Annotated in this window: 16 protein-coding genes; 1 reads left to right on the plus strand and 15 read right to left on the minus strand. The window is 71.0% G+C overall.

Annotated features, from left to right (window positions below; genetic code table 11):
• Window positions 1–2: 2 nt before the first annotated feature.
• The 6 genes from AB0N81_RS24080 to AB0N81_RS24105 all read right to left on the minus strand — a co-directional run bounded on the left by AB0N81_RS24080 (window position 3) and on the right by AB0N81_RS24105 (window position 6432).
• Window positions 3–560 (minus strand): hypothetical protein, encoded by a 558-nt coding sequence (locus AB0N81_RS24080; RefSeq protein WP_365361556.1) that lies wholly within the window; start codon window positions 558–560, stop codon window positions 3–5.
• The gene (locus AB0N81_RS24085; RefSeq protein ID WP_365361558.1) at window positions 557–1420 is read right to left on the minus strand and encodes a carbohydrate ABC transporter permease; all 864 of its coding nucleotides are present in this window, start codon (window positions 1418–1420) and stop codon (window positions 557–559) included. Before AB0N81_RS24085 ends, AB0N81_RS24080 begins: the two co-directional genes overlap by 4 nt.
• Complete coding sequence (locus AB0N81_RS24090) at window positions 1417–2424, minus strand: sugar ABC transporter permease (RefSeq protein ID WP_365361560.1); 1008 nt, start codon at window positions 2422–2424, stop codon at window positions 1417–1419. The genes AB0N81_RS24085 and AB0N81_RS24090 overlap by 4 nt, the downstream gene beginning before the upstream one ends.
• A gap of 8 nt (window positions 2425–2432) precedes the next feature.
• On the minus strand, window positions 2433–3740 hold the full coding sequence (locus AB0N81_RS24095) for an extracellular solute-binding protein (RefSeq protein ID WP_365361562.1): 1308 nt from the start codon (window positions 3738–3740) through the stop codon (window positions 2433–2435).
• 78 nt (window positions 3741–3818) lie between these two features.
• Window positions 3819–4199, minus strand: coding sequence for a hypothetical protein (locus AB0N81_RS24100; protein WP_365361564.1), 381 nt, complete (start codon window positions 4197–4199; stop codon window positions 3819–3821).
• Window positions 4200–5754: 1555 nt separating this feature from the next.
• On the minus strand, window positions 5755–6432 hold the full coding sequence (locus AB0N81_RS24105; RefSeq protein WP_365361566.1) for an ANTAR domain-containing protein: 678 nt from the start codon (window positions 6430–6432) through the stop codon (window positions 5755–5757).
• A 196-nt stretch (window positions 6433–6628) separates the two neighbouring features.
• Here AB0N81_RS24105 and AB0N81_RS24110 point away from each other — a divergent pair, with 196 nt between their 5' ends.
• On the plus strand, window positions 6629–7162 hold the full coding sequence (locus AB0N81_RS24110; RefSeq protein ID WP_365361568.1) for a hypothetical protein: 534 nt from the start codon (window positions 6629–6631) through the stop codon (window positions 7160–7162).
• Window positions 7163–7172: 10 nt separating this feature from the next.
• Here the strand turns inward: AB0N81_RS24110 and AB0N81_RS24115 are convergent, their stop codons facing one another.
• From AB0N81_RS24115 to AB0N81_RS24155, 9 genes are all read right to left on the minus strand, one after another.
• Window positions 7173–7934: a metallophosphoesterase gene (locus AB0N81_RS24115; RefSeq protein WP_365361570.1), complete on the minus strand. Its 762-nt coding sequence runs from the start codon at window positions 7932–7934 to the stop codon at window positions 7173–7175.
• Window positions 7931–8185 (minus strand): hypothetical protein, encoded by a 255-nt coding sequence (locus AB0N81_RS24120; RefSeq protein ID WP_365361572.1) that lies wholly within the window; start codon window positions 8183–8185, stop codon window positions 7931–7933. The genes AB0N81_RS24115 and AB0N81_RS24120 overlap by 4 nt, the downstream gene beginning before the upstream one ends.
• Window positions 8182–8862 (minus strand): nucleotidyltransferase family protein, encoded by a 681-nt coding sequence (locus AB0N81_RS24125; protein ID WP_365361574.1) that lies wholly within the window; start codon window positions 8860–8862, stop codon window positions 8182–8184. Before AB0N81_RS24125 ends, AB0N81_RS24120 begins: the two co-directional genes overlap by 4 nt.
• Window positions 8863–9028: 166 nt before the next feature.
• A complete protein-coding gene (locus AB0N81_RS24130; RefSeq protein WP_365361576.1) occupies window positions 9029–9838 on the minus strand; it encodes an SDR family oxidoreductase in 810 nt (269 codons plus the stop codon).
• 84 nt (window positions 9839–9922) lie between these two features.
• On the minus strand, window positions 9923–10426 hold the full coding sequence (locus AB0N81_RS24135; protein WP_365361578.1) for a DUF5709 domain-containing protein: 504 nt from the start codon (window positions 10424–10426) through the stop codon (window positions 9923–9925).
• Between the two features lie 141 nt (window positions 10427–10567).
• Complete coding sequence (locus AB0N81_RS24140) at window positions 10568–10954, minus strand: VOC family protein (RefSeq protein WP_365361580.1); 387 nt, start codon at window positions 10952–10954, stop codon at window positions 10568–10570.
• Window positions 10939–11256: a metalloregulator ArsR/SmtB family transcription factor gene (locus AB0N81_RS24145; RefSeq protein WP_365361582.1), complete on the minus strand. Its 318-nt coding sequence runs from the start codon at window positions 11254–11256 to the stop codon at window positions 10939–10941. Before AB0N81_RS24145 ends, AB0N81_RS24140 begins: the two co-directional genes overlap by 16 nt.
• Before the next feature lie 37 nt (window positions 11257–11293).
• Entirely contained in the window at window positions 11294–12016 is a 723-nt protein-coding gene (locus AB0N81_RS24150; protein WP_365361584.1) for a methyltransferase domain-containing protein, read from the minus strand.
• A gap of 120 nt (window positions 12017–12136) precedes the next feature.
• On the minus strand, window positions 12137–12398 hold a 262-nt coding region (locus tag AB0N81_RS24155; RefSeq protein WP_365361586.1), incomplete at its 5' end, for a transposase.

The following is a 12398-nucleotide window of genomic DNA, read 5'->3' on the forward strand; positions in this document are numbered from 1 at the left end:
ATTCAGCCGCGCCGCTCCACGGCCAGCCCCGCAGCCGCGAGGACCCCCACCGCGGGAGCGGCAAGCGGCGCCGCGAACCACCCGGACACCGCCACCACGGCGAGCCCGCACACCAGCGCCAGTGACCCGGCAGGGTCACGGACCGTACGGCGGACCGCGCCGGTCAGCAGTTGCCGCCAGGACGCCCCGGGCCGCCAGGCCACAGCCCCCCGCACCCCCGCGACGACCAGAAGCAGCATCGCCAGGATGCCCACCACCCCGACGGCCGCCCCACCGGGCAGCGCCCCGGACCGTACGACGGAGAGATCGAGCCAGAGCAGCCCGAGGGCGGCCCACCCCGCAAGGCCCACCGACCACCCGCGCCGCACGGCATCCCGCACGTCCCCCACGAACTCCCGCCACCCGCCCGCCTCATGGGCGAGGTACCGCCGCAGGTGGGCGGAGCCCGCGGCCAGGGCGGCGGGCGCCGTCACCAGCGGCAGCGCGGCGACCGCGATCCACACCCCGGTGAGCAGACATTCGGCGAAGACGCCGAACCATCTGCCGCGTGCCCCCGTCACTTCAGCCCCGACGTGGCCATGCCGTCGATCAGATACCGCTGGAAGGCCAGGAAGAAGGCGAGCACCGGCAGCAGTGCCACCAGCGACATCGCGATCATGCCGCCGTAGTTGGCGAGGCCCTCCTGGTCGACGAACATCTTCAGGCCGAGCGAAACCGTGTACTTCGAGGGGTCGTTGAGGTAGATCAGCGGGCCCATGAAGTCGTTCCACGCGTTGATGAACGTGAAGATCGCGCTGGTGATCAGCGCGGGCCGGCACAGCGGCAGCACGATCGACCAGTAGATCCGCAGGTGGCCGCAGCCGTCGAGCCGCGCCGCCTCGTCCAGTTCGCGCGGCAGGCTCCGCATGAACTGCACCATCAGGAAGACGAAGAAGGCGTCGACGGCGAGGTACTTGCCGAGCAGCAGCGGAGTGTAGGTGTTGATCAGGCCGAGCTTCTGGAACAGCACGTACTGCGGGATGAGGAGGACGTGGTACGGCAGGAGCAGCGTGCCGATCATCAGCGCGAAGAGCAGGTTGCGGCCCGCGAACCTGATCCGGGTGAAGGCGTAGGCGGCGAGCGAGCAGGAGACCAGCACCCCCACTACCGAACCACCCGCGAGGAAAAGGGAGTTGGTGAAGAACGTGGTGATGGAGATGTCGGCGAGACCGTCGGCGAGGCCGGTGTAGTTGGAGATGACCGGGTCCGTCGGGAACAGGTCCAGGCTGCCGACGATCTCGTCGTTCGGCTTGAACGAGCCGCCGATCACCCACACCACGGGGTAGAGGACGACGGCCAGCACGGCGAGCGCCCCGATGTGCCAGGCGAGCGAACCGGCCCCGCGCCCACGGACCCTGGCCGTCACACGCAATGTACTCATCGGGCCCCCTCCTCGTAGTGCACCCAGCGCTTCTGGGACCAGAACAGGACCGCCGTCACCAGACCGACGGCGAGCAGCAGCATCCACGCCATGGCCGAGGCGAAGCCCATCCGGCTGTTCTCGAAGCCCTGGACGTAGAGGTAGCAGGTGTAGACGAGCGAACCGTCCGCGGGACCACAGGCGTTGCCGCCCGCGCCGCCGCCGACGATGTACGCGGAGGCGAAGATCTGGAAGGAGTGGATGGTCTCCAGGAGGACGTTGAAGAACAGCACCGGGGAAATCATCGGCAGGGTGATGTTCCAGAACCGGCGCCAGGGGCCCGCGCCGTCCATCGCCGCCGCCTCGTACAGTTCGCGCGGCACCTGCTTCAGGCCCGCCAGGAAGATGACCATGGGCGCGCCGAACTGCCAGACGGTGAGCGCCACCAGGCTGTAGATGATCCAGTCGGGGTCGCCGGTCCAGCCGCCGACGTCCACGCCGAACAGGGCGCGCTGGGCGCGGTCGACGATCGCGTCCTCGGAGAAGATCGCCTTCCAGACGACGGCGACCGACACGCTCGCGCCGATCAGCGAGGGGGCGTAGAACGCGGCCCGGTAGAAGCCCTGGCCGCGTCGCTTCTGGGCGAGCAGCAGCGCCACGCCGAGTGCGGCGGCGAGCTTCAGCGGGGTGCCGATGACCACGTACCAGAGGGTCACCTCGACCGATTTGCGCCAGCGGGGGTCGGCGAACATCTCGGTGAAGTTGTCCAGGCCGACCCACTTGGGAGCGTCGAAGAGGTTGTAGTCGGTGAACGCGAAGTAGAGCGAGGCGACCATCGGGCCCGCCGTGAGCAGCAGGAACCCGGCGATCCAGGGGGACATGAAGAGGTAGCCCGCGAGGTTCTCGCCGCGCCGACCGCGCCGGGCCGCCGCCCCACCGGGCCGCCGGCCGGAGCCGGCGCCGCCCTGTGACCTGCCGTCCTTCGCCCCGGGCCGTGGCGTCGCCGAGGCGTCCACCGGGGTCATGGCGGCGCTCACCGGGAACCGAGGGCCGTCTTGCACTCGGTGAAGTACTGCTCCACCGCTTCACCCACCGACCGCTTCCCGAGGGCGAGTTCCTCGGCGATGCGCAGGAACGCCGCCTCGCAGACGTCGGCGCCCGCCGGGTGCGGCGTGATGGTCTCCAGGACGTCCGCCTTCACGAGGCTTTCCTCGTACGCGGCGATCTCCTTGTTCACCGACGCGATCGACTTGTCGCTCTCCCTCTCCGGCTCGTACGCCTCGTACTGCGCCGTCGTCGGCGGCACCCCGCGGTCGTACCCCATGACCTCGGCGACCTCGGGGTCGTGCACCATGAAGTCGATGAACTGCGCGACTTCCTTGGGGTGCCTGGTGCGCCTGGAGCCGCTGAGCATCAGGGACCCGAGGTACTGGCCGGTCTTCTTGCCGTCGGTCGTCGGGATCGGGGCGAGGCCGTAACTGCTCTTGCCCTCGGCGGAGTAGCGGACGGTGAAGTTGTCCCAGGTGAACTCGGCGGCCGCGAGCTCGGCGGCGACCGCGGACTTGGGCTTGACCTGCGCGACCTTCTTCGGGTCGGCGTAGATGCCGGACTTGACGCCCTCGTACCCCTTCTCCCACCACTCCTTCAGGTCGGCCTCGGTGAAGCCCAGGCCCTCCTCGGTGAAGAAGGCCTTGCCGTGCTGGCGCAGGTAGAGGTCGTAGAGGTACATGACGCCGTAGAGCCCGCTGTCGCCCGGCCGGCCGCCCTTGTCGCGGATCTTCTCCATCGCGGTGTGGAAGTCGTCCCAGGTCCAGCCCTGCTCCGGGGTGACGCCCGCCTTCGCGAAGAGCGGCTTGTCGATCACCAGGGCCATGGAGTTGCTGCCGACGGGCACGCCGAGCAGCTTGCCGTCGACCTCACCGAACTTCTCCAGACCGGCCCGGAAGCCGTCGAGCCGCAGGTTCCCCGCCTTGGCCTGCGCAGTCAGGTCGAGCAGCACGTTGCGCTCGTCGTACTTGCGCAGGAAGCCGATCGCGTTCTGGAAGACGTCGGGCGGATTGCCGCCCGCCGCCTGGGTGTTGAACTTCTTCCAGAAGTCGAGGTAGGGCTGGAAGTCCGTCTTGATCCGGATCTTCGGGTGCTTCTTCTCGAAGAGCGCGATGGTCTTGTTGATGCGCTCGGCCCGGTCGTCCGACCCCCACCACGCGTACCGGAGCGTGACCGTGCCGTTCCCGGACCCGCCACCGGAGCCGCACCCCGCCGCCGTCAGACCGACGGCGGCCAGTGAGCCGCCCGCGAGCTTGAGCAGACCACGTCGGTCAAGTTCCCCATGTACAGGCACAGTCAGCCCCTCGAACGCGAGTTGAATCGTTTTAGGCAAGCGCTTTCCGGGCCAACGTAGGGAGGGGGCGTTCGTACGTCAACGGTTCGGACAGGAAATTCGTCGAAGCGCTTCGCTCGGACGCGAGGTCTTCGTATCCGGCGGGTCGTCGTACCTCGCAGGGTCGTCGCGCCTGGCCGGGTCGTCGTACCCGGTTGGGTCGTCGTACCTGGTTGGGTCGTCGTACCGGGCCGGCGCGATGTGCCCGGCCGGGGCGATGTGCCCGGCCGGGGCGATGTGCCCGGGCCGGGGCGTGCTCGCGTCATGGCGGGCCGTGGCGTCCAGGCGTTCCGTCTTCAGCCACCGCCACCCCAGGGCGCCCAGGAACGGCTCGGCGTCTGCGAGTTCGGAGAGCGCCTCCGTCCAGCGGTTCCGACGCTGCGGTTCCGGCAGTGCGGGTGCGGCACTGCGGTCCCGCACTGCGGTCCCGGCAATGCGGCATGTGCACCGAACCGCCGGCGAAGGCGCGGGCGAGGGTGAGGGCGATGCGATGCGATGCCCGGCGTGCAGCAGGTGACGGGTGGCGAGCGCACCACCTGCGCACCACCTGCGACGTCGTCCACGGACACCGAACAGGCGTCGCGGGCCGTCGCCGCGGGGCCCACGAAGCCGTACGGGGCGCCGTGCCGCTCGCAGCAGCGCAGCGTCTCCCGCCGTCCGGGCCCGCGGGGGTCACGAGGACGCCGCGCATCCACTGTTCGGCGAAGAGCCCCTGTGATCGACCTCCTCGGCCGTGTCCTGCGCACTGCGGCAGAGCATCACGCCGAGCCCGACGGCACGAGCCACACGCTCGCCACCCGCGCGGCCAGGCCCGCGATCAGGCCCGCGATCAGGCTCGCCGAGAACGGGTTGCCCACGTCCGGGACCATCGCATCACGCCGAGCCCTCGGCGCGGGCCGTGCGTTCGACGCCCGCTGCCAAGTCCCCGAAGAACGGGGTGCCCACGCCCAGGACCAGGGCATCCCGTTGAGCCCCACAGCACGAGCCCCACAGCACGGACCGCGTACTCGGCGCCCGCGACCAGGCCGTGCTGAACGAGTTGCCCACGCCCAGGACCAAGCCCATCACATCGCCCCCCCCAGGCACGGGCAGCGCGCTCGACGCCCGCGCCCAGGCCGCGAAGAAGAACCGGGAGCCCCACGCCCAGGAGCAGCGCATCACACCAAGCCCCCACAACACGACCCAACCGCTCGCCGCCCACGACCAAGCCTCGAAGAACGAGTGCCACGCTCGGGACCAGGCACATCACATCGAGCCCCCAAGCACGGGCCGCGCGCCCGGCACCCGCGATCAGGCCGCGAAGAGCGAGTTGTCCATGCGGAGCAGCGCATCACGCCGAGCCCCAAAGGGCCGCGCGCGCCGCCCGCGACGAAGAACGGGGTGCCCTGCGTCCAGGGCAGGGGATCACGCCAAGCCGAGCCGCACAGCACGGGCCCGCGCTCGGCACCCGCGACCAGGCGCGCGGAGAGCGAGTGTGCCTATCCAGGACCAGGGCCACGTCGGAGGCCCCGTCTGCCTGGCGGCGGCCGGCACCCGCGCTCGCCGTGTCGACGGGGCCGCCCCCGATACGCCCAGTATCGGGACGATCCTCCGCCTCGCGATCACACGCACCGGACGCCGTCGGGCCCACCCTCCGGGCGGACGACGAGGCTTCCGACACAGGTGCCACCGGCCGGGGCCACCCCCGGCACGCCCTGTCCGTACCGCCACGCGCACGCCGTGGACGCGGGCCGGGCACAGAGCCATGGGCCATGGCGGCACGGCGGTACCGCGCGCGCCGCACGCACCGCAGCGCACCGCGCACCCTCCACGATGTGACGTGAATCGATTCATCACAGCACCCGGAGCGCGCCCGTCCGCGACGGCCTACTCGCTCGGCGAGAACTCGGACTCGGACTCGGACTCACACTCGGCCGCGAGGCGGGGCGATGAGGACGCAGGACCGGGGAAAACGCACCCGCGCCGGACGGCGGGTTCACGACGGCAGCTCCCGCAGGATCTCGCGGGCGGCTTCGGTCAGTGGCAGGCCGGAGGCGTAGGCCCGGGCCCGGAGCCGGACCAGTGCCTCCTCCAGCGACACACCGAGCCGGTAGCTGAGCACGCCGGTGGCCTGGTGCACCTCGGCCCAGTGCAGGTCGACCTCGCCCGCCCGCCCCGTGCCGTCGGGAGAGATCTCGTCACCCGGCCGCCAGGCCAGCAGCCGCCCGGTCAGCGCGTCGGCCACCCGCAGCCCGTCCGCCGCCTGCCGCTCGGTCAGCGGTCCCGGTGTGCTGCGATAGCCGGTCAGTGTCCCGAACCGTGCCGTGCCCGTCCTGACGGGCCACACGAACACCGCCCGCACACCCATGGCCCGGGCCTCGTCCGCGAATTGCGGCCACCGCTCCGCCGCCTCCGCCTCCGCGTCCAGGTCCGTCACCTGGCACGGCACCTCGCTGAAGTCCGCCGTCATCCCGGGGCCCTGCCCCAGGGTGAACTGCGCGTCCAGCAGCCGTGCGCTGATCTCGTCGCTGAACCACACCAGTTCGGCCCCCCACCGCAAGGAGACCGCGATCCCTCCCAAACCCAGCGCGTGCGCGCATCGCACCGCCCACACGCGGTGCTCCCCGGCTTCGACGGCCCGCTCCAGACCGACAAGGAGTTCCTGCACAGACACCCGGTGCTCCATCACTGAGCCTTCCACGCCGAAATGCGAGCCGGCTCTGGAGGACGGCCACGTTCCGTACTCAAAATCTACTCTTCACCACCCAAGGGAACGCGCCTTCACGGAGAACGGTCCCGCCGGACACGTGCTCAACGGGAGTCGGTACCGTGCGGCATCGGGAACTCGACGGGGAGGCACTGTGGGGCTCGTGGATCAACTGCCCGCGCTGGTGGGCGTCGTGGTCGGCACGCTCGGCTCGTACGCCGTGCAGAGCCTGACCGAGCGTCGGCGGTGGACGAGGCAGCGTGAGGAGCGGTGGGACGAGAAGCGCTTCGAGACCTACGGCCGCTACGGCAACGCCCTCAAGTCGCAGCTCCGCGTCGCCCAGCGCATCGGCGCCGCCCTCGGATTCTCCGACGTGGCCGACCCGTTGGAGCCGGCCGACGGGCTGCCTCTTCTCGCCGAAGCGGAGTCCCACCGCGCGACGGAGTGGGAGTCGGTCCTGCTCGTAGGAGACGCGGCGACGATCGCGGCCGCCCGGCGCTGGCACGAGGCGGTCTGGACCATCGAGCTGCTCGTCCGGGAGGGTCCGGTCGACGCGCGGATGTGGACCAAGGCCCACCGGCTGGCGAGTGGGGCGCGCGACGCCTTCTACGAGAGCGCGCGCCGTGACCTCGGTATCGCGGGGGCCCCGCCGCCGGGAGAGTGGCCGCGGTCGTGGCGGGCCGAGCTCTCCGACTGAGCATCCCCGTCTAGCCGTTGCGCGCGGCTGTCACGGGTTCCGCGGGACGGTGGTCCTTCAGGTGGTAGACGTTGAACGCCTTGCGGATGACGGGCTGGGCGACGTTGCGCACCGGTACGCCGCCGCTGGTCATGCCGTGCTCGGTGCCCGCGTGCGCGTGGCCGTGGACGGCCAGATTCGCGCCCGCGGCGTCGACCGCCTCCGCCAGCAGGTAGCTCCCGAGGAACGGATAGATCTCCAGGGGCTCCCCCGCGAGGGTGTCCGGCACGGGCGCGAAGTGCGTGAGCGCCACGCGGGTCTCACACCCCTGCTCGGCCAGTTCGTCCAGCGAGGTGCGCAGACCGTCGGCGCAGCGGCGGGTGTACCGGATGAACTCCTTCATCAGGGGCTCCCCGAACTCGCTGCCGCTGCGGCCGACGAACCCGCCGCCGAACCCCTTGGTGCCCGCGACACCGACGCGCGCCCCGTCGACCTCGACGACGGTGCCCTCTCCTTCGAGTACGCGGACACCCGCTTCGCGCAGCACGTCGGTGACCTTCTCGGGCTGCTCGTCGTGGTGGTCGTGGTTGCCGAGCACGGCCACGACAGGCACCGGCAGGCCGGCCACCTCCCGGGCGACCACCCGCGCCTCCTCCGGGGTGCCGTGGCGGGTCAGGTCTCCGGCGAGGAGCAGCAGGTCCGCGCAGTCGTCCAGCGTCTCGAAGGCGGGCCGGAACAGGCCCTGGCTGTCCAGACCCATGTGGATGTCCCCCACGGCGGCGATGCGGATCATGACACTTCCTCCGGGTGGTCCGGCGCGGCCGATTCGGCGACCACGACGTCGAAGTGGACGGTGAGGCCGTCCAGTTCCTCGTTCACGGTGCGCAGCAGTTCCTCGCGGCAGTGTGAAGTGGGCACGGTGCCGACGACGGTGACGGACGAGCCGCGGGACTCGACGCGGATGCCCAGTTCGCCCAGTTCCTCCGCGGCGAGGCGCTCTTTCAGGTGGGCGATGCGGTACTCGACGTTGGCTCGGTCGTTCATCGGTCTCCTCCTCGCGGTGCGATGACTTCCAGGCGTTCCAGCAGGTAGAGGAAGGCGGCCGGCATCGGTGCGTCCTCGTACTCGTCGCGGAGCGCCTCCCAGTCGACCCTTTCGCGCAGCTGTCGCGCGATCGGCAGCACGGCGCCGAAGTCGCAGTGGTGCTCGGAGAAGGCGGCGAGCAGGGCCCGCACCAGGTCGGTCGGCGACAGGACCGGCATGTGCACCGAGTCCATCGGCAGCTGTACGGCGCGGCCGAGGAGCTCCGTGGTCACCGGCTGGTTGGCCAGTTCGAAGATGAGGTCGATGTCCTGGCCGAGACACTTGGCCTTGAGCAGCCAGTCCTCGGGCGGCGCGTACACCGTGAGCCCCGCCTCCTCCAGTGAGGCGGCGACCGCCTGGGCGTCTTCCGGCCTGATGCAGAAGTCGGCGTCGTGCTGGAGGTTGCCGGTCCCGCCGTGCGCGTAGACGGCGACGCTGCCTGCGAGGGCGAAGTCGTGGTCGCGCCTCTTGAGGATGGCCGCGACCTGCTTGGCCGCCTCCAGGATCGCCTGGTGGAGGTCCGGCGGGAGTTCTTCCGCGGGTGCCTCGTGCGGCGATCCCCCGGCCGGCGCTCCCGTCGCGCACCCGGTGACGCGCCGCTGTGCGTCGGGGGTGATGTCTTCTGTGTTCGGCGTCACCTGCTGCTCCGTTTCCGGACACCGGCCTTCGCACCGCACGTGCGGGCCGGCTCTCTCCGACGATCCCTGCCCCAGGCAGCACCGGTACCCGGACCGCGGGGTTCGACACGGGCCGCGGGGCATGTGGTGCGGGGCGCCGTGGGCGCGACGGCCCCGCGGGCCGGCCTCAGGGGCGCCGCCACTCGTCGCTCCGCAGGTGCGAACCGGCCTGGGGGCCCATGCGCACCATCCCGCCGTCGGCGATCCAGGAGGCGCCCGTGACGTACGAGGCGTCGGGCCCGGCGAGGAAGGCGATGACGGCGGCGATCTCCCGGGCGTCACCGGGCCTGCCGAGCGGGATGCCGGGCCGGTGCGCCTCGTGCACGTCCGTGTCCTCCTGCCCGGTCATGGGCGTGGCGATCTCGCCGGGCGCCACGGAGTTGACGGTGATGCCGTGCTCCGCGAGCTCCAGGGCCATGACCTGGGTGAGCAGCCCGAGCCCGCCCTTGGCGGCGCAGTAGGGGGCCGCGCCCACCCGGGGCTGGTGCTCGTGCACCGAGGTCACGTTGACGATGCGGCCGCCCCCGCCCTGCCGGATCATGCGCCGCGCGGCGTGCTGGCCGCACAGGAACGGGCCGATGAGGTCGACGTCGACGACTCGCCGTACGTCGTCGTGTCCGAGGTCGAGGAAGGGGGTCGCGGTGCCCGTTCCTGCGTTGTTGACCAGGACGTCGATGCGGCCGAGACGCTCGGCGAGGTCGTCGACGACCTGCGCGGCACCCGGCAGCCGGGTCAGGTCCATCCGGGCGACGGCGGCGCGGCGGCCGTGCCGTCGCACCTCCTCGGCCGTCTTCTCGGCGCCTTCCTCGTCGCTGTGCCAGGTGATCCCCACGTCCATTCCGGTGGCGGCGAGCCGGACGGCCGTGGCCCGGCCGATGCCGGAATCCGCGCCCGTGACGACGGCCACGCCCGTGCCGGAGGCGGTGGAGTCGGTCATGGAGTCCTCCTGCTCGTCGAACGGCTCACTCTTCGCCCCCTGTCCAGCTTCGGACAGGTCCGCGCGTCGCGCGCATCGCGCTTGTCAGTCCTGGCTTTCGGAAGCCGGGGGCAGGTCCTCGTCGGGGACGATGTGGACCGCCGCCTCCTCCGCGCCCGCGGCGCCGCCGTCGATGCCCGCGTCCCTGGCGACGACCTGCTTGGTGGTGTCCGGGTGGGCGCCTTCGTCCGGGGCGACGAGGCGGCCCGCGCGGTCCTCTCCGGCCTCGGGGTCCACGGGTTCGCCGTCGCCGTCCGCCAGGTCGCCGATGGAGTCACGGGCGGGCTGCTCGGCGTCGGGCACTTCCGTGTCGGGCACCTCCTGCCGCAGCCGCTCGTCGAGCGTCTCGCCCTCGTGCTGCTCGGCCGCCGTGGTGCCGGTCTTCGTCACGCCCAGCGGCTTCTCGGGCGGCGAGTAGCCCTCGTCGAGCATGTCGTCGTAGGTTCGCTCGTCCACCGCGTCCTGGAGGTCCAGCGGGGCCGCGTCCTGCTGCTCCTCGTTGTCGCCGGTGGGCTGGTAGGCGTCGTCCGCCATGTTCTGGTCGCTCATGACTACCTCGCGCTTCGGGGTCCGGGTGTACGCGCTCGCCCTCTGATGGTCGCGCGTCAGCCTCCTGGGGTGCCCGCGACACACTCCCCCAAACGATCTGATCCGAGGCAGGCGCTCCGGAGAACCGGAGCCGGTCCTGTCCTACGCGCTGTGCATGATCTGGATCAGGTTGCCGCAGGTGTCGTCCAGGACCGCGACGGTGACATCACCCATCCGCACCGGCTCCTGGGTGAAGCGGACCCCGAGCCCGCGCAGCCGTTCGCACTCCGCGAAGACGTCGTCCACGGCGAAGGCGGTGGCGGGGATGCCGTCCGTGACCAGCGCCTCCTTGTACGGCTTCACCGCGGGGTGGCCGTCGGGCTCGAGCAGCAGTTCGGTCCCCTCGGGGTCCTCCGGCGAGACCACGGTCAGCCACCAGTCATCGCCGATGGCGACCTTGTTCTTCTCCACGAAGCCGAGGACTTCGGTGTAGAAGGCCAGGGCCTTGAGCTGGTCGTCGACGAAGACGCTGGTCAGGTTGATGCGCATGGGGTGTCCTTTGGTGCGTCGGGTGTCGCGTCGGGCCTGAGCCATCTGGTCATGATGCGCTCGAGGGGCCGGGTGTCGAGGTCGTGGAACTTGTAGCGGCCCTCACGCCGCGTGATGACCAGACCCGCGGTTTCGAGTACGGCGAGGTGCTGGCTGATCGCCTGGCGGGACAGGCCGATGCCGTGCCTGGTCGCCAGCCGTGCGCAGATCTCGAACAGCGTCTGGCCGTCCCGCTCCACCAGCTCGTCGAGGATGCGCCGTCGGGTGGGGTCGGCCAGCGCCTTGAAGACATCCTCTTCCATGACCCGACCATAGGCAAGCCGTGACTTGCCTATCAAGTCAGGAGGCCGCGAGCACCAGCCATCTCGACGGCAGCTCGATACGCGTGCCGTCCGGTGTGCACTCCGTGGTCACGAGCGGCAGCTCACCCGACGCCACGACCATCAGCCCGGCCGACGCGACATACGCGTCCACCGACGCGTCCACGACCTCGGCGGGCGCGATCCCGTGCGCGAAGACCGGCGCCAGCTTCGGCGGCGGCCCCGCGGGGCTCCGCACCAGCCCCATCAGGACGGGGCGCGCCGCCTCCGACAGCTCGACGACGAAGGCGCGCCCGCGGTCGCCGAGCAGGGTGGCGACGCCGTCGAGCAGCGGCTGCCGGTCGGCGGGCTCGCACTGGTGCAGGACACCCCGCATGTAGACGTTCACGTCACCCGTCTCGGCGTGCAGCTGTTCCGCCTCGGCCTTCTCGACCGCGTCGAGCTGCCGGAAGTCGACCTGCCCCGCCACGTCGGCGCGCCGGGCGTGGTCGATGGCCGCCGCCGAGAGATCGACGCCGATGACGCGCGGGAACCGGTCGGCGAAAAAGCGCGTCTGGGTGCCGTTGCCGCAGCCCAGGTCGACGACGGGGAGCCCGGGGGCGGTGATGTGCGGTTCGAGGAGCGCGAGGTGCGGGCCCGCGGTGAGGGCGGGCTCGGCGTCCCAGAAGACCGCCCCGGGCTCCTCGGGGGCCTCCCGCCAGAACCCCTCCCACGCCTCCCTGTACCGACTCGTGACGCTCATGTCCGTGCTCCCCGGGGTGCGACGAGAGCCGTCGAAGCCGACGACAAGATCGGTCTATCGCGCTCCGGGCGCACGGACAAGCTCCCGCGCGCTTCTTTCAACTAGGGTCCGTCTCTCCGATCATGAGCGGAGCCAGATGAGGAGTGCGGCGGCGGTAACGGTGCCAAGGAATACGTATCCGCGCTTGTCGTAACGGGTAGCGACGGCTCGGAACTGCTTGATTTTGTTGATCGCCCGCTCGACGGTGTTCCTGGCTTTGTACCGGATCCTGTCGAAGTCGGCTGGAGGGCCGCCGCGTGAACCCCTCCGCAGGCGGGCTGATTTGGTGTCGCTCTTCTCCGGGATGACGTGTCGGATGCCTCGTCGCCGTAGATAGGAGCGG

Origin of the sequence: Streptomyces sp. NPDC093510 (assembly GCF_040683555.1) — a bacterium.
GTDB lineage: Bacteria > Actinomycetota > Actinomycetes > Streptomycetales > Streptomycetaceae > Streptomyces.